The sequence below is a fragment of the Archangium sp. genome, from assembly GCF_057119385.1.
The window spans coordinates 131,823-153,559 of record NZ_DBNGVP010000001.1 but is presented as its reverse complement, the minus strand read 5'-3'; the positions used below and the strand labels follow the sequence as shown (position 1 = coordinate 153,559).

Sequence of the window (21,737 nt, the reverse complement as noted above, 5' to 3'; positions counted from 1 at the left end):
AGAGGGAGAGGCTCCTTCTCAGACGGCCTGGTCCTTCTTGACCGCCGGCACCTGCAGGCCCGCCGAGCGCGCCAGGCCCATGACGCCCTCCACCGCCGCCGCGATGTAGCCGAACGGGTTGGCTCCATCCACCGCCGTCACGTGCACCTCCCCCATCTTCTGCTGGAACGCCGCCGCCACCTGCGGCAACTGCTGCGCCAGCACCAGCTGGATCGCCTCCGGCGACAGCGTGTTGTCGATCTCCTTCAGCGCCCTCACCTTCGCCAGCTCCGGATCCTGCGTGATCCGCGCCTTGCGCGCATCCATCTCCGCCATCGCCAGCTCCGCCTCGGCGATCGCGCACCGCGCCTCCGCCACCTTCGCCTGCGCCCTCGCCCGCTCCGCCTCCTGCTGCAGCACCGCCATCATCGCCCCGTGCCGCGCCGTCTGCGCCTGCTGCTCCTGGTGCAGCTTCTCCAGCTCCGCCTCCGCCTTCACCGCCGCCATCTGACGCTCGTGCGCCAGCCGCGCCGCCTCCGCCTCCTGCTCCAGCTTCAGCCGCTCCAGCTCCGCCTGCGCCTTCGCCGCCGCCAACGCCCGCTCGTTCGTCAGCTTCGCCGTCTGCGCCTGCTGCTCCAGCTTCAGCTTCTCCAGCTCCGCCTGCGCCTTCGACGCCGCCAGGGCCCGCTCCTGCGCCAGCTTCGCCTCCGACATCCTCCGCTCCGCCTCCAGCTGCGCCAGCTTCTGCCCTTCCTCCGCCTTCGCCTTCTGCTCCCTCACCTCCAGCTCGGCGTTCAGCTTCGCCAGCGCCGTCTCGCGCTCCAGCGACACCTGCGCCTGCCGCGTGCTCCGCTCCTTCGCGACCCGCGCCTCCTCCACCCTCGACTCGACCGCCAGCGCCTCCAGCTTCGCCTGCTCCTCCGCCTCCTGCCGCTTGTGACGGACCTCCTCCTCCGTCGCCAGCCGCGTCAGCGCGGTCTGCCGCTCCGCCTCCGCCTCCTCCCGCTGGATGAAGCGCTCCTTCGCCAGCTCCGCCTCGCGCGCCACCCGCTCCTGCTCCTCGCGGAAGCGCGCCTGCATGTTCGCGAACACCGTCTCCGACAGCACCCGCACGTCCTGGATCTCAATCGTGTCCAGGACCACGCCCCATCCCGAGTCCGTCCGGTCCTCCGGCCGCCCCTTCCCCGACACCACCGGAGCGATCTCCTTCATCAGCTCCGTGGCGATCCCCTCCTTGCGCTTGGAGAGGCATTCCTCCACCGACAGGTTCGCCACCAGCCGGCGCACCGCGCCCACGAACATCTCCCGCAGCAGCTCCGCCAGCTTCTGCTGCGCCCGCTCCGGGAAGGAGAAGTTCAGCATCCGGAAAGCCACCAGCGGATCGACGATCCGGTACACCGCCAGGCCCGTCACCTGCACGCCGACCTTCTCGTTCGTCACCTGGTCCGCGGTGAACTGCAGCCGCTGCACGCTCGTCGGGACGATGGCCACCGCGTCGCCCGGCAGCTTGAAGCACGAGGCGCCCTGCCCGCTCACGTCCCGTACGCGGCCCCGCCGCATGTGGATGAGGAACTCGCTCGGCCTCGCCGTCACCAGTCCCCACTTCTTCATCTTCTCCGGGTCCTCCTCCGGCTTGCCCGCCCTCCACCCCGCCTGCGAGTACCGGCGCGGCTCGTCCCCCTGCGGCGGCTCGCCCCCTCCGCTCCGCACCAGCTCGTTCCTCCCGCCCACCGACAGCTCCATGGCCCCCACGGCGTTCAGCTTCACGGCCCGCTTCTCGTTCGTGCTCATCGGCGCTCCCTCCGAAATCTCTCGGAGTCCCCGAATTGCAGTCTGTCGGCCAACCCCTCGCTGCCCTGAAATCGCCCACTTGGCCGCACGGGGTGTTCCACCCTGGCGCACCTGTTCCGAAGTGGGGCGCTCCAGACCGGCTCACTGCATGAGGGCCAGACCGGCGCGGGTCACGCTCTGCCGGCTCACGCCTCGCTGGGCCAGCTCACTTCTTCTGGGCGTCGTACCAGAATAATCGGACCGGCTCGTTCGACACGAGCTCGTCCACCTCGCCCCATGGGTTCTGGTCCGCGTCGACCCATACACTCGAGCCGAGAATCATCACTTGTACCCAATCGTCCCCGGTACCGGTCACCTTGAACGTGACCAGGGCGGCGAGACGCTTGCCTCCCAATATCGTGAGCAACGGCTTCGTCAGCGTCGAGCCGGTCTCGAGCTCGTTTCTTTTCGACTCGAAGTAGAGCGTGCCCTCCTCCACCCGCGAGTAGTCGCCGAGGCGCACGACGGAGGCCAGTGTCGCCATCAGTTCCTTGGACGATTCCCGTGAATCCGGCGGCGCGGCACCCGTGCCAATCGTGCCATCGGTGACGGCCTCCGGCAGCTTCGCTCCCGTATCCGGCAACCGCAGTTCCGCCACAGCCGTCGTCAGGCCCGCCAGCACGTCGGCGACGGAGCCGCCCACCCAAGGCTGAAGCCGAGAGACGAGCACCGAAACCTCGCCGTCGCTCAGGTCGGGCGGAACAATGGAGAGAAACAGGTTCAGCGCGTCATCGGTGAGAACGGGACGATCCTTGCTGGTGCGGCTGAACAGGGCATCGAAGACCTTGCGCTTCGCCTCTGGGGCATCATCGATCTTCGCCTTCGCCGCCGTGCTCAATCCACCGCTCCTGCCGCGGTCCGCGTTGTTCCCGCTGCCGGACTTGCCGGCCTTCTTGGCCTCGAGCGCATTCTGGAGTGTCTGGACCGTCACGTCCGACGCGGGCAGGGCCGACCCCGCCAACCGCGTCATGCCCAGCAGCAGGGAGAGGTCTTCCGCACTGGAACGCTCCTGGTTGTCCTTGATGATTTGAAGGACCCTGCCGTTCAGTTCCTTCTGCGCCCGCGTCAGACCCTTCTTGCCGGTCATGGCGTCTTCGACCGCCCTCTTCAGCGTTGGCTCGTTCTCGAGCATCTGGCGGATCTCGGGCGGTACGGGTGTGCCCTTGTGCTCGAGCAACTTGAACAGCGCGGCCAGCGGCTCGTCGCCACCGAAGCCCACCCTCGCTTCCGCCCGTCCCGACTCGAGCAGGATGATCACCGCCATCGCCGACGCCACCGCATAGCCCGGTACCACCCTGCTGCCGAGCCTCTGCCCGAGCGCCCCGGCGAACCGTTGCAGGAGACCACTCTTCAAGAGCGCCGCGAGTGTCGTGAGGGTGGTGGCGAGGGCCGCCTCCTTCGTCCCGTCCATGAGCGCGTGATAGACCAGGACGCCACTGACGTTCTCGACGCGCATGTACAGAGCGCCGCCCAATGCATAACAGGGCCCCTTGGGAAACCAGCTCCCCGGACGAAAGGTGACGCCGCCGCACTCCATCTTCGAGCAGATGTCATTGGCGAGCTCGAGCTGCACCGCGAGCTTGCCCTTGCGGAAGGCCACACCCGAAGGAGTCGTGATTTCGTACATGGTCCTCTCGGTGAAATCCCACAGGTCCGGCTCGCCCGCGGCCATGCCCGATTTGCCCGTGAATCCCTCCTTCTTCAGACAGCGCAGTGCGCGGATCTGTTCCGGTCGTATTCCGGTGTAAGAAAGCCATTCCTTGTTGCGGCTGACCACATTCTCCTGATGCTCATCATTATAAATCTCCTGGATGCACAGCTCCGCCTGCCGCCACACAGGGAAGAGCGCGCCGACTGGAAGTGCGACCAGGGGGCACTGCACCGCGGAACACGTCCTCTGGCCGTCCCTTCCGCTCCATGAAGGCGGCCCGGACGCCCACACCCTGCCAGAGCCCATCAAGGAAGCGAGCACCAGGGCCAGGCTGGCGGCACGCACCCGTGCGCCCGGCACCATGAAGAGGCAAGTCAGGCGCACCGCCAACACCAGCGCATGAGGGAACTGCAACCGGGTTTGAGACATAACACCTCCGAGGACCCTGGTGGGCTTGCGCAGCCGGCACAACTGACTCCCATTCGTTGCCAATGAAGCCCCTGGATGAAGCTGCTCGTGCGTTTGGCACAATGGCGAAAGTCGAGTTGGCTGCTGGAGCCGTCTCCGGCCGTGCCGCTATGTTGAGGTGTATGTTCCCCGGACCCAACGACTGCTTCGAGAGCACCTTCGTTCCCGTCGCCGGAGAGACCGTGCTCCTGCTCGCCCGTCGCAGTGGTCTTGGCAGCGAGACCCGCCTCTACCGCAGCGACGACGCTGGCGCCACATTCACACCGCTCACCGCACCTGAGTGTATTCATACTGTCGTGGCTCGCCCGAACCGATGGCTCGCGGTGACTGGCGACATGCTGTACGAATCACGTGACGAAGGTGCCCGGTGGACCGCCATACCCCTTCCCGGCGAACGGGTCGGGGGAGCCGCCATCTTGCTGGGAGAGGAACTCTTGATTTCGGCCAGGAATCACGTGGTGGCCGTCACCTCGAGCACCCCGGTGGTCAAATGGCGGCTCCCCCACACCGGCTCCGAGCTCATCGCCAGACTGTTTCCCATGGGCACCAACGAGGTACTCGTCACCACCAACCGCATGCGCATCTACCGCGGCCATGCGGGCGAACCACTGCTGGAGGATTGGAGCCAGGGCTTTCCGCCACTCCTGGCCGGCTCCGGCGCGCCCATCATCAGCCGCGTCGGCGACGCATGGCTGGCCTTCCACGGCGGCCTGTACGCACGTCGCGAGGCCGATGCGGCCTGGACCCCGCTGCCGCCCGATGAGGCGCCCGACGGCTCCTGGCTCGACACCCTGCGCTGGTTGGCGCCGACAGAGGGTTCGCAGTGGGAGCCCCTGCCCTGGGCGCCCGGCGCATGGCTCGGCACCGATGGCATGACCCTGTTCATCGCCGGCCCCGAACGGCCTATTTCCCCTGTCTGGCGCCGCCCCATCGGCAACGTCTCCATCAAACACCTGAGTGCTGGCGCCACCGCCGTCTACATGTCGCAATACAACGCGACCCTCACCGCCACTGGCGTCGCCGTACGCCTGGACGGTGCGCACCTGCTGCACCTCGCCTGAGCGAAGGGCCTGTAGCCAGACCTGCCACCTGACGCCTCCCAGGCCCCAAGGGGCTCGGGAGCCCCTCGGACAGGTGCCAGGTGGGGGCAACCGTGTATAGTGGACTGAATCGGTCCGATTCGTGGTTGAAGAGGGCTGGAGCGCCTTCCCCTTATGTCGTCTTGACCGGGGGGGGCCCTCTTTTATATTTGACCGGTCCAGTCCACATTAGGTGTGTCCATGTAGGAGCACCTAGAGAGCACGCGGGGTTATCCGGCCCCCGCGGCGAGCGGCCGGACAGCCGCCCGGAAGGTTTACCGAGATGCTGAAGCTGCCCATCTACATGGACAACCACGCCACCACCCCGATGGATCCGCGGGTGCTGGAGGCGATGATGCCGTACCTCCGTGAGGACTTCGGCAATGCCGCGTCGCGCAACCACCCCTTCGGCTGGAAGGCCGAGGCGGCGGTGGAGCAGGCGCGCAAGCAGGTGGCGGCGCTCATCGGCGCGTCCGACAAGGAGCTCGTCTTCACCTCCGGCGCCACCGAGTCCGACAACCTCGCCATCAAGGGCGTGGTCGAGTTCTACAAGGAGAAGGGTGATCACATCATCACCCTGAAGACCGAGCACAAGGCGGTGCTCGACACCTGCAAGCGCCTGGAGCGCATCCGCCAGGAGCGGCTGGACGAGCTGAAGCTGATGCGGCTGGCCCAGCTCACCGGCGCGCCCGTGTCGCGCGACCACCTCGCCGAGCTGTCCATCAAGCACGACCTGGACAACGACGCCGTGTACCGGCAGTGGGCGGAGATGCCCACCGGCGGCGCGCGCGTCACCTACCTGGACGTGGAGAAGGACGGCCGGGTGGACATGAAGAAGCTCGAGGCGGCCATGACGGACAAGACCATCCTGGTCTCCATCATGCTCGCCAACAACGAGATCGGCACCGTGCAGCCGGTGGCGGAGATCGGCAAGCTGTGCCGCCAGAAGGGCATCCTCTTCCACTGCGACGCGGTGCAGGGCATCGGCAAGGTGCCCTTCAACGTGGAGGAGATGAACGTCGACCTGGCGTCCATCACCTCGCACAAGATGTACGGCCCCAAGGGCGTGGGCGCGCTCTACGTGCGCCGCAAGCCGCGCGTGCGCATCGCCCCCATCATCGACGGCGGTGGCCATGAGCGTGGTATGCGCTCGGGCACGCTGAACGTGGCGGCCATCGTGGGCTTCGGCAAGGCGGCGGAGCTCGCCCGCCTGGAGATGGCCGACGAGTCCGCGCGCCTGCTCCGCCTGCGCGAGAAGCTGCGCAAGGGCATTACGGACCAGCTGGACATGGTGACGGTGAACGGCTCGCTGGAGCACCGGCTGCCGGGCAACCTCAACATCTCGTTCGCCTACGTCGAGGGCGAGGCGCTGATGATGGCCATCAAGGACGTGGCGGTGTCCTCCGGCTCGGCGTGCACCTCGGCGTCGCTGGAGCCCTCGTACGTGCTGCGCGCGTGCGGCGTGGAGGAGGAGCTGGCGCACAGCTCCATCCGCTTCGGCCTGGGCCGCTTCAACACCGAGGAAGAGGTCGACTACGTCATCAAGCTCATGGTGGACAAGGTGAACCGCCTGCGCGAGATGAGCCCCCTGTACGAGATGGCCAAGGAGGGCATCGACCTGAAGAGCATCGAGTGGACGGCGCACTAGCCCCGTTTTGAGCCCTCCCCCGCTTGGAGGGCGAGCGGGCCCCCAGCCCCGGCACGGTCGCCGGGTAACGGACCCGGTGACACGGCTTCATATAGGTAGGGAAACACCATGGCTTACAGCGACAAAGTCATCGACCACTACGAGAACCCCCGCAATGTCGGCACGCTCGACAAGGCCGACCCGAACGTGGGCACGGGCCTGGTGGGCGCTCCGGCGTGCGGCGACGTGATGCGCCTGCAGCTGAAGATCAGCGACGAGGGCATCATCGAGGACGCCAGGTTCAAGACGTTCGGGTGCGGCTCGGCCATCGCGTCCAGCTCGCTGGTGACCGAGTGGGTGAAGGGCAAGACGGTGGACCAGGCGATGACCATCTCCAACAAGGACGTGGCCCGCGAGCTGGCGCTGCCGCCGGTGAAGATCCACTGCTCGGTGCTGGCCGAGGACGCCATCAAGGCGGCCATCGAGGACTTCAAGAAGAAGCGCGAGGCGCGGCAGCAGAAGGCCTGAGCAGGACGGGTTGAAGGAGGAGGCACGTGATGAACGAGCAGGCGACGACACAGACGAGCCAGACGCCGACGGCGCCTGCCGCGGCCGCGAAGCCGGCGCGGGGCATCACGCTGCACGAGAGCGCGGTGGAGCAGCTGAAGAAGCTGCTGGCGGAGCGGCAGACGCCCGAGGCGGGGCTGCGCATCGCGGTGCGGGGTGGAGGGTGCTCGGGGCTGGCGTACGTGATGGAGTGGGCGGAGAAGCCGCGCGAGAAGGACAAGATCTTCGAGCGGGACGGGGTGCGGGTGTTCGTGGATCCGAAGAGCTACCTGTATCTGCTCGGCACGGAGATCGTGTACGAGTCGACGCTGATGGCCTCGGGGTTCAAGCTGAACAACCCGAACGTGAAGGGCTCGTGCGGCTGCGGCGAGAGCTTCTCCGTCTGACCGCCCTCCCCTCTCCCCTCGGGAGAGGGACGGGGTGAGGGTATCGAGCATCCCGGGTTGAACCTCGGGATGAGAGAGTCACTGGGGGCTCGGCCGCGCAAAGCCGGGCCCTTTGATTTTCCCCCGGAAAGGGGCCACCGAAGTGAAGTGCTGGAACTGTGAGAAGGACACGCGGGGACGCCCCTTCTGTCCGGAGTGCGGGAAGATCGCCGCCCGGCCACCGGGAGCGACCCACTTCGACGTCTTCGGTCTTCCCCGGGCGTACGACGTGGACGTGGCGGCGCTGGAGCGCCAGTACCGGGAGCTGTCGCTGAAGCTGCACCCGGACCGCTTCGCCCAGGCCGAGGCGCGCGAGCGCCGGCTGTCCCTGGAGCAGACGACGGCGCTCAACGAGGCGACGAAGACGCTCAAGGACCCCACCCGGCGGGCCTTCTACCTGTTGAAGCTGCTCGGGGTGGACCTGGAGCGGGAGGACGCCGGAGCGCAGAAGGACATGCCCCTCGAGTTCCTCGAGGAGGTCATGGAGCTGCGCGAGGCGCTCGACGAGGCGATGGAAGCGAAGAATCTGGACCGGGCCCAGAAGATGGCCGCGGACGTGGAGACGCGCCGCAAGGCCGCCCTCCAGGAGGCCGTGGACACGCTGCGCACCCTGGAAAAGGGCCCCCCGGCCGAGTCATCGGTGAAAAAGGCGTCGCACGCGCTGGGACGGGTGAGGTACTTCACGCGCTTCCTCGAGCAGGTGGAGACGTTCGAGGAGGAGATGCTGTCGTGAGCAAGAACGGCTACCTGCAGATTCACGATCCCCTCAAGCCCAAGGGGCACGCGGTGGGGATCGACCTGGGAACGACGAACTCGCTGGTGGCGAGCGTCATCCAGGGCAAGCCCCGGTGCCTGGCGGCGGACGAGGGGGAGTCCAACCTCCTGCCCTCGGTGGTGCACTACGGGAAGGACGGGGGCGTGGTGGTGGGGGCGCGGGCGAAGACGCTCGCGGCCGAGCACCCCACGGACACCATCCTCTCCGTGAAGCGCTTCATGGGCCGCAGCCCGGAGGACGCGGAGACGCGCAAGCTGGGGGCCTACAAGTTCGCCAGCGGCGGCAAGGTGGTGCGCTTCGAGGTGTCCGGTGGCCAGCCGGTGACGCCCATCGAGGTGTCCGGCGAAATCCTGCGCGCCCTCAAGCGCCGCGCGGAGAGCTACTTCTCGGGCCGGGTGGAGCAGGCCGTCATCACCGTGCCCGCCTACTTCGACGACGCCCAGCGCCAGGCCACCAAGGACGCGGGCCGGCTCGCGGGCCTCGAGGTGCTGCGCCTGCTCAACGAGCCCACCGCGGCGGCGCTCGCCTACGGGCTCGACAAGGGCAGCCAGGGCACCTACGCGGTGTACGACCTCGGCGGCGGCACCTTCGACGTCTCCCTCCTCAAGCTGGTGGACGGCGTCTTCGAGGTGAAGTCCACCGGCGGTGACTCGGCCCTGGGCGGCGATGACTTCGACCGGGCCATCGCCCAGCGCGTGCTGGAGGCCCTGGGCCAGACCTCCCCCTCCCCGTCGCTGGTGGCCGAGGTGCTGGCAGCCTCACGCAAGGCCAAGGAGGCCCTCACCGGCGCGCCCGAGGTGGAGCTCACCGTGGGCTCGCACCGGCAGACGCTGAAGCGCTCGGACTTCGAGGAGTGGATCCGCCCGCTCATCCAGAAGACGGGCGTGGTGTGCCGCCGGGCCCTCAAGGACGCGGGCGTGACGGCCTCGGAGCTGGATGGCGTCATCCTCGTGGGCGGCGCCACCCGCGTGCCCGCCGTGCGCCGCTTCGTCGCCGAGCTCTTCGGCCGCGAGCCGCTCAGTGACATCGACCCGGACCAGGTGGTGGCCCTCGGGGCCGCCGTGCAGGCGGACCTGCTCACCAACGTGGACCGGCAGGACGAGGTGCTCCTGCTGGACGTCATCCCCCTGTCGCTCGGCCTGGAGACGATGGGCGGCCTGGTGGAGAAGCTGATTCAGCGCAACTCCACCATCCCCACCGCCGCGGCCCAGGTCTTCACCACCTTCAAGGATGGCCAGACGGGTCTGGACGTCCACGTGCTCCAGGGCGAGCGCGAGCTGGTGGAGGACTGCCGCAGCCTCGCCCGTTTCACGCTGAGTGGCATTCCTCCCCTGCCCGCCGGTATGGCTCGCGTGGAGGTGCGCTTCCAGGTGGACGCGGACGGCATCCTCGCCGTCACGGCCAAGGAGCAGAGCACCGGCACCACCCAGTCCATCACGGTGAAGCCCAGCCACGGCCTCACGGACGAGGAGATCGAGAACATGCTGCTCGACTCCATCGACCACGCCGAGGACGACGTGCAGGTGCGCCAGCTGCGCGAGCAGCGGGTGGAGGCCGAGCGTGTCCTCACCGAGGCTCAGCGGCAGCTCGGCGAGCACGGGGAGCTGCTGGCGGACGGGGAGCGGGCCTCCATCGAGGCGGCCATGGCGAAGGTGCGCGAGATGGCCCAGGGGAACGACCACCACGCCCTCAAGGAAGCCATCCATGCCCTGGACGACGTGTGCAAGCCGTTCGTCGAGCGGGTGATGAACCAGGCCCTGACGAAGGTCGTCGCGGGCCATTCGGTCGAGGAGTTCTGACGTGCCCAAGGTCCACTTCAAGAGCCCCCTGCAAGACGTCACCGTGGACGTGTCCACGGGGACCACCCTGCTGGATGCCGCCGAGAAGGCCGGCGCCCAGGTGGGTCACTCGTGCGGCGGGGTCTGCGCCTGTTCCACCTGCCACATCTGGGTGCGCAAGGGCCTCGAGTCCCTCTCCGAACAGACGGACCAGGAGATGGACCGGCTGGACATGGGGTTCGACGTGCGCCCGTACTCCCGCCTGTCCTGCCAGACCGAGCTGGGGAATGAGGACATCTCCGTGGAGATCACGGAGGAGTCCCTCACGGCCTACATGGATGAGAACCCCGCCGTCCGGCGCCGGCTCGAGTCCGAGGGGAAATGGCCGTTGAAGAAGTGATGTTGAAACATGTGCTTGACGGGGACGGTTCAGGCATCTATACACCGCTCCCGTCAACGCGACGCAACGCACCGCCGAGCGAGACGCACCGCCTGCCCAGGTGGTGGAATTGGTAGACACACTAGATTCAGGGTCTAGCGCCTGCAAGGGCATGGAGGTTCGAGTCCTCTCCTGGGCACTGAAGAAGGCCCCGACTGAAAAGTCGGGGCCTTTTTCTTTTTCAGCACTCCCCCGCGTCAGCCCGGGGTGTGGACGGGCTGCACGGCCTCGTGGGCCACGTGGCTGGTGGCCTCGCGTGCCAGGCTTCCGCCCTTGCGGAGGTCCTTCAGCCGGATGCCCCGGAAGCGGACGGAGATCGCCCCCACCGCCACCTGGCTCAGCACGGTGCCCAGCCAGGTGAGGATGGAGAAGGCCGCCGCGTCCTCGGGTGTGGCCCCCAGCAGGCCTCTCGTCACCCCGCTCGTCACCCCGAAGTAGATGCCCGTGCCCGCCGGCACCCCGGGGGCCTGGCCGAGCGCGATGGCGCCCAGGATGACGGCACCAGCGAAGAGGCCCCCGCGCACGCCGATGCCCCGAAGGGCCAACCCATAGGCCAGGGCGGGCGCCAGCACCGGCCCCACGGAGAAGACCAGCGCCTTGGCCATGCCCCGGAAGCTGCGCGCGGTGCCCAGCCCCTCGGACACGTGCCCCAGCAGGTGCCGGGCCCGCGGCAGCCGGTGCTTGCGCTCCAACCAGCGGGCCAGCGGCAGCGCGTAGTGGGCCAGCAGCACCACCAGCACCACCAGTCCCACGCACACCCCCACGGCGATCCGCAGCGGACCGGCGAACCCGGACATCGTCTCGCCCAAGGGCCCGAGGAAGGACACGGCCAACAGCCCCATCAGCGCGGCGAACTCCAGCAGCTTGCACACCAGCACCGAGCCGAGCGACTGCAGGAAGGGGATGCGCTGGGTGCGCGACATCAGGAACGAGCGCATGACGTCCCCGAGCTTCCCGGGCACCGCGTTGTGGGTGAAGGCGCCAATGGCCACCAGGTGGTAGCGCTCGAGCAGGGGGACGGGCTTGCTCAGCGTCCTCTGCCACTGCACCGCCCGCAGCGGGATGATGGCCGCGGAGAGCAGCATGAAGGGGATGAGCCACCGCAAGTGGCCCGGCAGGTCGCGGACGAACTTCTCCAGCGGGAAGCGTGGGACGAGCAGGGGCCCGGCCCCACGCGGGTTCAACTGGAAGAAGACGCTGGTGATGAGGGCGGCGGACAACGCCACCCCCACCCCCACCGCCAGTGCCTTGAGGAACGTCCGGCCCGCGGGGCGTTTCATGTCGCCTCCGCCCACCTCTCCTCCGAGTCCTCCGGCGAGTCCTCCGGACGCACCAGGGGCCGGGCGCCGTCGCGGTACACCTCGGACAGCCGGTCGTGCAACTGCGTGACGTGGCTCAGTCCGGACAGGTCCACCGGGAGGCTCGTGGGCCAGCAGATGACGCTGTTGGTCTCCGTGCGGGTGAGGCCGCCGTGCGAGCCGAACTCCCAGGCGAAGCCCACCGTGCCGCCCTTGGAGACCGCCTGGCCGTAGAGCACCAGGTCTCCCGCGGTGGGCATGTGGGGCAGCTCGCGCAGGAAGTCCGCCACCGCGCGGCGCGAGAACTCCGCGTCCAGCGGCGCGCTGTCGATCTCGTCCGGCCCGTACACCCCGCCGCCGATGATGGCCACCGCCGAGTCACCCCGGCGCAGCGCCACGATGGCGATGTCCGGATGGCCCATGGCCCTCGCGAGCACCTCCGGGTGGCGCGCCACCAGCTGCGTGGCCTCGAGCGGCTCGCGCTCGCGCGTCAGGTAGACATGGGAGAAGTTGCCGGACTCGATGACCACCGGCTCCTGCGGCGCATGGGGCGCGTCCACCGGGTGCGGGCGGCCGTCGAGCAGCGCCCGCGCGATGTCCTCGGACAGGGGCAGCGGCGCGCCGCGCAGGAGGATGTCCTCCAGGCGCTGGCGGCCTCCGCGCTGCTCGATGGGGTGGCTGTCCACGTGGCCGTGGTCCGTGAGGAAGACGAGGTCGTAGCCGGGCTCCACCGCCTGGGCCACGGCGTAGAGCTCGGCGAGGTAGGCGTCCACGCGCCGCAGCTCCGCCATGGCCTGTTCCGAGCGCGGACCGCGGCGGTGGGCCACCTCGTCGTAGTTGCCGTAGACGAGGTAGACGGAGGGCACGCCGCGCACCATGTCCACCAGGGCCTTGGTGTGGGCGAAGCTCCACCCGAGCCGCTGCAGCAGGACGCGGCTCATGAGGAAGCCGCTCTCATGGCGCCAGTCGCGGAGCGCGCGGGCCCAGCGGTAGATCTCCGTGAAGGAGCTCCACGCGTCGCGCCCGAGCGAGCGGATGTACGAGAACGGCGTCTGCGTGCGGGCCGCGAGGATGCCCTCCATCTCGTACTTGAAGCCGCGGACCATGACCTTGTAGCTGGCCAGCGAGCTCATGCAGAGACGATTGTTGGCCTCGGCCTGGAAGAGCGAGAAGTACGTGTGCCCGCCGCCGGACAGCAGACTGGAGCCGGGGCGGCAACCCAGCCGCGACTCCACGGCGATCGTGTCCGTGGGGGTGTTCATCTGCACCCTGCGGCCGAGCTCCCGGTCGAACCAGGTGTAGGCCGGCAGGTTGGGATGGCGCAGGCCGTAGAGGAAGCCCGCCTGGAAGAAGGGCGTGGAGGCAGGCGAGCCCCAGAACGCTCCGTCCAACGCATAGGTCCCCGAGGTCACCAGCCTGGACAGGAAGGGCATGCGTCCGGTGCGGACGGCCTCGTCCAGATGCGCCTTGGGCACGCCGTCCAGATGGACGACGAGCAACTTGCGACGGCGTGAAGACGACAATGGGCCGACCTTCGACCCCACACGCCACACGTAGTCTCGAGCCCACGCCTGCAACTGCGGGTTGATGACTTCTTTCACGGTCTCGTCTCCCCTCCCCCCAGCACCACGATGCGCCCCAGATATGCGCACGCGGGCGGACACCAGCCGGGTATTCCGGGGCGGTCCGCTGGAGAGCAGCCAGACGGGCATGGCCCCCGAACGTGAAGATGGTCCCATCCCTTCTTCGCGTGGCACCTTGGGCTGTGATGCTCACGACCGCGCTGCTGTTGACGACGCTGGCCACCGCCACGGCTGCTCCGCCGGATGCCCTTCCCGCTGCTCCCACGGCTACCGCTCCCGCGGAGCAGCCGGCGAAGAAGGAGAAGGGCATCGACGCCATCGCGATCCCCTTGTTGAGCTACAACTCGGACCAGGGCTTCACGTACGGCGGCGTGGCCGGCGCCTACCTGTATTCACCCGGCTACATCCCCTACCGGCACGCCATCTCCCTCCAGGCGATGTTCACCAGCCGGGGCCAGCAGAGCCACTACCTGCGCTACGACGGGCCGCGGCTCATCGGCCCCATGCGCCTGGAGTTCCGCCTGGAGTACCGGCGCGAGCTGCGCAGCCCCTTCTACGGAGCGGGCAACGTGTCCGCGCAGGACTTCAACGGCGATGAGACGCAGGAGCGCTTCAACTACACGAAGAACGCGCCGGGCGCGTGGGTACGCCTGCGCGGCCGGCCCTGGGGAGAGAACCACCCCTTCCAGTCCTACGTGGGTTACTCGTGGCGGTACACGGAGGTGGATCCGTTCGAGGCCTCGGTGCTGGCGCAGCTCAAGCCCGAGGGCATCCAGGGAGGAGCCACGGGGCAGATCACCGCGGGTGTGCTGTGGGACACGCGTGACAACGAGTCGGATCCGGTGCGCGGAGGCGTGGAGGAGGTGAGCCTGCGCGTGTCGGGCACCGCCACCGGCAGCCGCTACCAGTACGCGGGCGTGACGCTGAGCGAGCGGCGTTACTGGCAGCTGGGCCCGCGCTTCATCCTGGCGCAGCGGGTGACGCTGGACATGCTGTTCGGCCAGGTGCCCTTCTTCGAGTGGGTGAACACGGGGGGCGTGAGCTCCTCCGAGGGCATTGGCGGCATGAGCAGCGTGCGCGGCATCGAGCGCAACCGGTTCGCGGGCAACATCAAGGCGTTCACGAACACGGAGCTGCGGTACCGGGCCTTCGACTTCAACCTGTTCGGCTCGCCGGTGATCGCGGGTGCGGTGGGCTTCGTGGACCTGGGGCGGGTGTGGCACCCGGGCGTGGAGAACGGGCCGTGGTGGAAGTGGCACCCGGGAGTGGGCGCGGGGCTGCGGCTGGCGCGGCGAGCCGCGGTGGTGCGCTTCGACTGGGCCATGTCCCCGGAGACGGGCCGCCAGCGCATCTACCTGAACTTCGGCCACATGTTCTGAAGCACCAGACCCCTGAGGTTCCGAGCCCCAATATCCCCTCGCCCTCCGGGAGAGGGACGGGGTGAGGGTGCCACGCGTCCCGGGTTCACACCCGAGCCTCGTGCTCCTGTCCAACCTGCTGTGCCAACGCGAGGCTGAACGAGAAGATCGACCCCTTCCCCACTTCACTCTCGAACCAGATGCGGCCACCGTGCCGCTGGACGATCTGCTCGCACAGGTGCAGGCCGATCCCCATGCCTCCGCGGTCCGACTCGAGCCCGGCATGGGCGCGATAGAAGCGCTCGAAGAGTTGTCCCTGGCGCTCCTTGGGGATACCCATCCCCGGGTCGCGAATCGACACCACGCCCGAGCCCTCGCGGACCTCCACCCGGGCCTCGATGTCTCCGCCCTCGGGCGAGTACTTGATGGCGTTGTCGAACAGGTTGACGAGCACCTGCTCGATCCGCTCCCGGTCCGCGTCCACGAACACGTGGCCCTCCTGGTGCAACACGAGCCGGTGCCGGGAGGACACGCCCTGCATGCGCTCGAGCACATCCGCCACCAGCTCGCCCAGCTCGAAGCGCTGGCGCCGCAACGCGAGCCGGCCGAGCTGGAGCCGGGACACCTCGAGCAGCTCCTGCACCAGCTGCGTGAGCCGATCACTCTGGCGGTTGAGGATCCGGAAGGCCTTACCCTCACGAGGCTCGTGCCCGCCCGGCGTCCAGCGATCCAGGAGCTGGGCGTAGCCCTTGATGGTGGTGATGGGCGTGCGCAGCTCGTGGGCGGCGGTGGAGAGGAACTCATCGCGCATCCGCTCCAGGCGCTTGAGCCCGGTCAGATCGCGCAGCACCACCACCGCCAGCTCCGGCGCCCGTCCCGCTTCCGTGGCGACCGGGGAGGCCGTCGCGCTGATGTGGAGCAGCGCTCCGTTGGAATGCCGGGACAACAGCTCCTGCTCGCGGACCGTCTCGCCTCTCAAGGCCCGCTGACTGGGCAGCGCGTCCCAGGCGATCGGGCTTCCGTCGGGATGGCGGAGATCGAGCAGCTCGATGAAGCGCCGGAGCTCCGCCGGCATCCCGGGCGCCTCCAGTCCGAACAGTGTCAGCACGGCCTTGTTCGCCTCCACGATCCGCCCGTGGGAATCGACCAGGATGAGGGCGTCGGCCATGCTCTCCAGACTCGCGCGGTGGCGGGCCTCGGACTCGCGGAGGGCGGCGGTGTCCTTGCGGATGAGGGCGTACAGGAGGACCGAGGTGGCGGCGACGTAGAACCAGCCCTTGAGGATCTGCACCTGGACGAACGTGCCCAGGCCCCGCACCACCCCCGCGAGCAGGACGTCGGAGAGGATGATCCACGACCCGGCGACCACGGCGTAGATGGCCACGGGCCGCCAAGGAGTGGATGCACGCCCTGCTTTCAGCCCGGTGGACATGACACCTTGAAGCTAAACGGTGTACCGGAGCACGGTGAGGCAGGGACGGTCGCTCGCTCGGAGAGCGTGCGGGGGTCAGAGCCCCGGGAACCGCCGAAGCGAGGACCAGGGGAAGGGCTTCCAGAAGGGCGTCGCCACCTCGTCTCCTTCCAGTGAGAACCAGGGGCCGTCCTCACCCGGCGACAGGACGTGGAAGTCCTGAGCCGGGATGAAGCCCTGGCCGAGCAGCGCCACCCGCTCGCCCTTCGCGTTGCGCGCCACGTCCAGCACCAGCACCGCATGGCCCGGGCTGCCGCCCAGCACGAAGAAGTCGCCCGGCCGCACGTCGGCGCGCTTGGGGCGCTGCCGCTCGTTGGCCAGGGACAGCGTGCCCGCGTAGGTGAAGACCAGGTCCAGGTAAGCGCGGAACGAGGCCCGCGAGCCATCCACCGGCCCGCTCTTCACCCACGACACCTTGGAGCCGGACACCCGGGCGCGCTCGCCCGCCGCGTAGCGCGACCAGGAGGCCAGGTCTCCGCTGGTGAAGCGGTAGCCGATGCGCTCCTTCTGGCCGCGCGACCACTGCCACTCGGCGTGGAGGCGGATGATGGAGTCCGCGCACTGCTGGAGGTTGGCCGAGCCCACATCCAACTCGGCCACGGCCGCGAGGGCGGCATGGTCCCCGGCCAGGATCTCCTGTCCTCCGAAGTCATTCACCGGGGTGCCCGGGGGACGCAGCGGAAGGCCGCGCAACCACGCGCCGAAGGACCCGTCCTCGACAGCCACCCGCGTGTAGCCGGACGGAGGTGGAAGGGCCTCGGCGAGCGGGCGGATGGAGCGCTCCGCGGAGAGCCACGGGTAGCGGACCCGCTCCTCCTTCGTGGGCGAACGGGGCTCGGGGGAACCCGCCACCGCCCCACCCGGGAACCCCAGAAGGGCGGCGAATGACACGAGCAGCAACAGGCGATGGGGCAGAGTCCTCATGGGGTGCCCATCATCGCCCGGCGCGCTCCTCACCGCGAGGCGTCGAGCCATGCGCGCAGCCGCGCGTCCGGCTGGGCCTCGCCGCGCACGCCGGGCTCCACGTCGAGCTCCAGCGTGTGGAAGCCCCGCGCGCGGATGCCCTCGAGCAGCGCGGCCCGCTTCTCCGCGTCCGGGGCGAACAGGATGCAACCGTCCCCGCCTCCGGCACCGGACTGCTTGCCCACGCACCCGTACGCCGACGCCATCGCCAGCACCCGGTGCATCGGCTCGGTCTCCAGCGGACCCAACTCCTGGAGCAGCGCGTGCTGCTCGCGCACGGCCTCGGAGAAGGCGCGGAAGTCCCCGCCCCCGAGTCCTACTTCAATCTCGTGCCCCAGCGCGTCCGAGCGCTCCACGAAGGCCCGCCGCCCCGCCTCGCCCATCTTCGCCTCCACCTGCGAGATGAGCACCCGCGTCGAGGCGCTCTCCCCCGTGAAGGCATAGCCCAGCGACACCTTGGGCACTGGCAGCCGCCACACGTCCACCGTGGGCGCCGCGTCCAGCGCCGCGCGATAGCCTCCCGCGCTCGACGCCTCGATGAGCCCCGACACCTCGTAGCGCCGGTAGCGCACCACACCGCCCGCGTAGCTCGCGGCCACGTCACCGCCGCTGCCCTTCCCGCCCTGCGCCGCCGCGTGCGAGACGAGCGCCACCTTCAGCGCGTCGAACTTCTCCTCCAGCACGAAGCGCACCGCGTCCGCCGCCAGCACCGTGGCGCACGCGCTGCCGCCCATGCCCAGCTTGCGCCCGTTGGCATCCACCGCCGACGGCGACACCGCCAGGTCGAAGCCCACCGACTCGCGCCCGTGCAGCCGCAGCGCCTCGTCCAGCGTGCGCGCCACGAAGGAGAAGCCCGCCGGCACCTCCCGGTCCCACTTCACGCCCCGAGGCGTCGTCCGCCCCGACAGCGTCCCCTCCTCCACGCACACGTGCACCCGGCTGTCCGCCCGCCGGCTCACCAGCGCCGCCGTCCGCGGGCCCACCGCCGCCACGCGCGACACGCCGCCCCACAGCACGGCGTACTCGCCAGACACGAACAGCTTCCCCGGGGCCGAGAGCGCGCGCTCCATCAGAAGAGGTGCTCCGTCAGCAGCGTCGCGTCACCGCCCGGCACGCACCGCACCACCTCGGTGGCGCCGCAGGCCATCGCCGCCGCCTCGGCCGCCAGCTCGTGCGCCGCGTCCGTCAGGATGCAGGGGTTGGGGCCCGCGTCCAGCGTGAACCACACCGGCACGCCCTTCTTCCGCTGCTCGCGCAACGAGTGGATCAGCTCCAGCGTCTTCGGCATCAGGTAGCAGAGGGGCGGATCCGCCGCGAGCGACGTGGCGTGCATCCTCCACGCGTTGCGCTCGCACATCTCGCCCAGCGCCTGCAGGTCCTTCTTCGCGAGGTACTCGCGGGCGCGCACCACCTCGGCCTCGGCGTCCTTCACCCACGCCGGGTAGTACGGGCTCGTCTCCACGGCGTTCTTCATGCCGTCGCGCGACTTCACTTCCTTCTCGTCGCGGCTGACGATGGCCACCACCATGCGCAGCTCCGGCCAGTGCTTCTCGTCGAAGCGCTGCACCGCGTAGCTGTCCGTGCCGTCCGGGCGCTCGCCGCGCATCCACTCGCAGAAGCCGCCCTGCACGCTGCGGCACGCCGAGCCACTGCCCAGCCGGGCCAGCATGCTCGCCGCCTGGGGGTCCGCCGGCAGCCCCGCCGCCGAGCGCGCCGCCACCGCCAGCGCCGCGAAGCCCGCCGCGCTGCTCGCCAGGCCCGCCGACGCCGGGAAGTCCCCGCGCGACACCATCTTCGCCGGGCCCAGCTTCGCGCCCTTCGCCTCGGCGCGCACCGCGTCCAGCACGCGCAGCACGCGGTCGCGCTCGCTGCCCTTGGCCACGTACCCGTTGAGCTCCACCTCGTCCGCCGAGCCCACGCCGAAGGCCACCGTCGTCCGCACCGACAAGGGCGACAGCGTCATCGAGAGGCTCGACTGGTGGGGGAGGATGAGCGCGTCATCCCGCTTGCCCCAGTACTTCACCAGCGCGAGGTTGGGGTGTGCCCGGACGGTGGCCTTCATGCCGCCCCCCGGGTTCCCTCGGCGCGCGGGCCCGCGAGCTGGCTGTCGAAGCACCGGATGCCGAGCCGCGTCAGCTCGTGCACCACCGGCTCCGTCTCCGTGAACAGGCCGATGACGGCGCCACCGTCTCCACCGGCGCCCGTGAGCTTGGCGCCCAGCGCGCCCATGTTGCGCAGCCGGTGCACCATGTCGTCCAGGCCCGGCGAGGACAGGCCCAGCGCCGCGAGCAGGCCGTGGTTGACGTTCATCACGTCACCCAGCGCCTCCAGGTCCCCCTCCTCCACCGCCTCGGCGCCCTCGGACGCCAGCAGGCCGATCTCCCGGAAGATGCGCTGGTAGCGCTCGGACCAGCGCTTCTGGCGCTCGCGCAGCGCGCCCACCGTCTGCTTCGTCGGGCTGCGCGCGCCCGCCATCACCACCACCAGCTTCAGCGGCTTGGGGCTGTCCACCACCTTGGCCCGGCCATGCTCCGCGCCCGGCTTGCGGCGGTAGAGGATGAGCTGCTCCATGGCGCTCGTCGTGTGGTCCACGCCCGACGGCGTCCCGTGGAACTCCTGCTCCATCTCCCACGCCACGGCCGCCACCTCGGAGGCCGACGCCTTGCGCCCCGCCGCCTGCAGCAGCACCCGCGAGCACGCCACCGACAGCGCCCCGGAGCTGCCCAGTCCCATGGACAGCGGCAGATCCGTGTCGAACGACACCTTCACCCCGGGCTCGCCGCACGCCGCCATGGCCCGCGCGAAGGCCGCCTTCAGCACCTTGCGCTGCTCGGGCATGAGGGCATCCGGAATGACGAGCTGGCACTTGTTGGACGGCTCGCCCTTCGCCGTCACGCCACGTGACAGCGGGCCCGCGAGCGCCGGGTAGCCGTACACCACGCTGTGCTCGCCCAGCAGGATGACCTTGCCCGCGCCGAAGCCGGTCAGGGAGGAAGTGTTGTTCGTGTCCATGATGTCCTGTCATGACCAGGGCGAGAGGAACCCCTCGCCCCGGCCCTCTCCCGGTGGGAGAGGATGTTGTCACCCGTCGGTGCCGGTGGCAGCGCGGAAGTCCGACTCCGACAGTGATTCGATGATCTCCCGGGCCTTCTCCACCTTCACGTGGCCCGCCGTCACCAGCAGCTCGGCGATCTTCTCCACCCAGTCACCGCGCGCGCCCGCCGTCACCGCCACGCACCGCGCGTGCATCGCCATGTGGCCCTTCTGGATGCCCACCGAGCCCAGCGCGCGCACCGCCGCGAAGTTCTGCGCCAGTCCCACCGCCGCGAAGACCATGGACAGCTCGCGCGCCGACTCCACGCGGAGGATCCTCATGGCCACCTGCACGCCCGGGTGGATCTTGATGGGACCGCCCACCAGGCCCAGCGCCATGGGCAGCTCGATGCGGCCAATCAGGTGCCCGTCCTCCACGTGCCACGTCGACAGCGGCCGGTACTGCCCATCCCGGCAGGCGAAGGCATGCGCACCCGCCTCGATGGCGCGCCAGTCCTGGCCCGCGGCGATGGCCGCCGAGTCGATGCCATTCATGATGCCCTTGTTGTGCGTGGCCGCCCGGTAGGGATCCGCCAGCGCGAACCGGCTCGCCTGGTAGATGCCCTCGGCGATGCTCTCTCCCGGCATGTCGAAGTCCGCCAGCAGCGCCACGGGAATCCGGCACGTGGCGCGCGCCAGCCGGCGATCCGCCAGGTTGGAGAGGATGCGCAGGAACACCTTGCCGCCCGTGAGCTGCTCGAGCAGCGGGGCCACGCCCTCGGCCATGGTGTTGATGAGGTTGGCCCCCATGGCCTCCTGCGTGTCGATGATCAGGTGGACCACGAGCAGCGGCTCACCGCGCGGACCCTCGGGGGCCGGCAGCACGCGCACCTCGATGTCCTTGCAGCCACCGCCCCGCTTCACCATGGACGGGTGGAAGCTGTTGGCCAGCGCGAGGATGGCCTCCTTGGCGGCCATGATGCGCTTGGTGGCCTCGGTGGGGTCCCCGTAGCGGGTGAGCTGCACCTGGCCGATCATGATCGGATCATCGGCCTCGGCGGTGAAGCCACCCGCCTCGCGGACGATCTTCGAGGCGAACGACACCGCCGCCACCACGGACGGCTCCTCCACCGCCATGGGCACCAGGTAGTCGCGGCCGTTGATCTGCAGGTTCAACCCCAGACCCAGCGGCAGCGAGAACGTGCCCACGGCGTTCTCGATCATCTTGTTCGCAAGGCCCGGCTGCAGCGCGCTGATGCCCTGGAGCTGCGCCAGGTCCATCTCGTCCAGGCCCAGCATCTGGGAGAGCTTCTCGTGGCGCTCGACCATCGACAGCTTGTGGAAGCCAGACAACCGGGACGTCAGCGATTCGGACATTCGTTTCTCCACGACGGAAGGCAATTCGGAGCCGCG

General features: G+C 69.3%; 18 protein-coding genes and 1 tRNA gene. 9 read left to right on the top strand and 10 right to left on the bottom strand.

Annotated features, from left to right (window positions below):
• Positions 1 to 18: 18 nt before the first annotated feature.
• Both AC16DP_RS00685 and AC16DP_RS00680 read right to left on the bottom strand, forming a co-directional pair.
• Positions 19 to 1,770, bottom strand: coding sequence for an SPFH domain-containing protein (locus AC16DP_RS00685; RefSeq protein ID WP_329727667.1), 1,752 nt, complete (start codon positions 1,768 to 1,770; stop codon positions 19 to 21).
• 205 nt (positions 1,771 to 1,975) lie between these two features.
• Entirely contained in the window at positions 1,976 to 3,889 is a 1,914-nt protein-coding gene (locus AC16DP_RS00680; RefSeq protein WP_329727666.1) for a hypothetical protein, read from the bottom strand.
• Between the two features lie 221 nt (positions 3,890 to 4,110).
• On the opposite strand from AC16DP_RS00680, the gene AC16DP_RS00675 reads away from it, so the two are divergent.
• The 8 genes from AC16DP_RS00675 to AC16DP_RS00640 all read left to right on the top strand — a co-directional run bounded on the left by AC16DP_RS00675 (position 4,111) and on the right by AC16DP_RS00640 (position 10,757).
• Complete coding sequence (locus AC16DP_RS00675; RefSeq protein ID WP_329727665.1) at positions 4,111 to 4,989, top strand: beta propeller repeat protein; 879 nt, start codon at positions 4,111 to 4,113, stop codon at positions 4,987 to 4,989.
• Positions 4,990 to 5,293: 304 nt separating this feature from the next.
• Positions 5,294 to 6,655, top strand: a complete 1,362-nt coding sequence (locus AC16DP_RS00670) for an IscS subfamily cysteine desulfurase (RefSeq protein ID WP_329727774.1) — start codon at positions 5,294 to 5,296, stop codon at positions 6,653 to 6,655.
• Between the two features lie 108 nt (positions 6,656 to 6,763).
• Positions 6,764 to 7,162, top strand: coding sequence for a Fe-S cluster assembly scaffold IscU (gene iscU, locus AC16DP_RS00665; protein ID WP_329727664.1), 399 nt, complete (start codon positions 6,764 to 6,766; stop codon positions 7,160 to 7,162).
• Positions 7,163 to 7,191: 29 nt separating this feature from the next.
• Positions 7,192 to 7,587 (top strand): HesB/IscA family protein, encoded by a 396-nt coding sequence (locus tag AC16DP_RS00660; protein ID WP_329727773.1) that lies wholly within the window; start codon positions 7,192 to 7,194, stop codon positions 7,585 to 7,587.
• Between the two features lie 205 nt (positions 7,588 to 7,792).
• Positions 7,793 to 8,359 (top strand): Fe-S protein assembly co-chaperone HscB, encoded by a 567-nt coding sequence (gene hscB / locus AC16DP_RS00655; protein ID WP_329727772.1) that lies wholly within the window; start codon positions 7,793 to 7,795, stop codon positions 8,357 to 8,359.
• A complete protein-coding gene (hscA, locus tag AC16DP_RS00650) occupies positions 8,356 to 10,200 on the top strand; it encodes a Fe-S protein assembly chaperone HscA (RefSeq protein ID WP_329727663.1) in 1,845 nt (614 codons plus the stop codon). The genes hscB and hscA overlap by 4 nt, the downstream gene beginning before the upstream one ends.
• A 1-nt stretch (position 10,201) precedes the next feature.
• Positions 10,202 to 10,579 carry a 2Fe-2S iron-sulfur cluster-binding protein gene (locus AC16DP_RS00645; protein WP_329727662.1) on the top strand — a complete coding sequence of 126 codons (378 nt, stop codon included), beginning with the start codon at positions 10,202 to 10,204 and terminating at the stop codon, positions 10,577 to 10,579.
• A gap of 94 nt (positions 10,580 to 10,673) precedes the next feature.
• Positions 10,674 to 10,757: transfer RNA gene (locus AC16DP_RS00640), tRNA-Leu, on the top strand.
• Positions 10,758 to 10,815: 58 nt separating this feature from the next.
• On the opposite strand, the gene AC16DP_RS00635 is transcribed toward AC16DP_RS00640, so the two are convergent.
• Together AC16DP_RS00635 and AC16DP_RS00630 are read right to left on the bottom strand one after the other, a co-directional pair.
• Positions 10,816 to 11,898 (bottom strand): lysylphosphatidylglycerol synthase transmembrane domain-containing protein, encoded by a 1,083-nt coding sequence (locus tag AC16DP_RS00635; RefSeq protein WP_329727661.1) that lies wholly within the window; start codon positions 11,896 to 11,898, stop codon positions 10,816 to 10,818.
• A complete protein-coding gene (locus AC16DP_RS00630; protein ID WP_329727660.1) occupies positions 11,895 to 13,517 on the bottom strand; it encodes an alkaline phosphatase family protein in 1,623 nt (540 codons plus the stop codon). The genes AC16DP_RS00635 and AC16DP_RS00630 overlap by 4 nt, the downstream gene beginning before the upstream one ends.
• A 167-nt stretch (positions 13,518 to 13,684) precedes the next feature.
• On the opposite strand from AC16DP_RS00630, the gene omp85 reads away from it, so the two are divergent.
• Positions 13,685 to 14,878 carry an Omp85 family outer membrane protein gene (gene omp85 / locus AC16DP_RS00625; RefSeq protein WP_329727659.1) on the top strand — a complete coding sequence of 398 codons (1,194 nt, stop codon included), beginning with the start codon at positions 13,685 to 13,687 and terminating at the stop codon, positions 14,876 to 14,878.
• Between the two features lie 85 nt (positions 14,879 to 14,963).
• Here the strand turns inward: omp85 and AC16DP_RS00620 are convergent, their stop codons facing one another.
• The 6 genes from AC16DP_RS00620 to AC16DP_RS00595 form a co-directional block, all read right to left on the bottom strand.
• A complete protein-coding gene (locus tag AC16DP_RS00620; protein ID WP_329727658.1) occupies positions 14,964 to 16,241 on the bottom strand; it encodes a sensor histidine kinase in 1,278 nt (425 codons plus the stop codon).
• A gap of 123 nt (positions 16,242 to 16,364) precedes the next feature.
• Positions 16,365 to 17,252, bottom strand: a complete 888-nt coding sequence (locus tag AC16DP_RS00615; RefSeq protein ID WP_329727657.1) for a DUF4846 domain-containing protein — start codon at positions 17,250 to 17,252, stop codon at positions 16,365 to 16,367.
• A gap of 29 nt (positions 17,253 to 17,281) precedes the next feature.
• The gene (locus AC16DP_RS00610) at positions 17,282 to 18,361 is read right to left on the bottom strand and encodes a mevalonate kinase family protein (protein WP_329727656.1); all 1,080 of its coding nucleotides are present in this window, start codon (positions 18,359 to 18,361) and stop codon (positions 17,282 to 17,284) included.
• Positions 18,361 to 19,353 (bottom strand): diphosphomevalonate decarboxylase, encoded by a 993-nt coding sequence (gene mvaD, locus AC16DP_RS00605; protein WP_329727655.1) that lies wholly within the window; start codon positions 19,351 to 19,353, stop codon positions 18,361 to 18,363. Before mvaD ends, AC16DP_RS00610 begins: the two co-directional genes overlap by 1 nt.
• Positions 19,350 to 20,303 carry a mevalonate kinase gene (gene mvk / locus AC16DP_RS00600; protein WP_329727654.1) on the bottom strand — a complete coding sequence of 318 codons (954 nt, stop codon included), beginning with the start codon at positions 20,301 to 20,303 and terminating at the stop codon, positions 19,350 to 19,352. Before mvk ends, mvaD begins: the two co-directional genes overlap by 4 nt.
• A gap of 69 nt (positions 20,304 to 20,372) precedes the next feature.
• The gene (locus AC16DP_RS00595; protein ID WP_329727653.1) at positions 20,373 to 21,701 is read right to left on the bottom strand and encodes a hydroxymethylglutaryl-CoA reductase, degradative; all 1,329 of its coding nucleotides are present in this window, start codon (positions 21,699 to 21,701) and stop codon (positions 20,373 to 20,375) included.
• Positions 21,702 to 21,737: the final 36 nt, after the last annotated feature.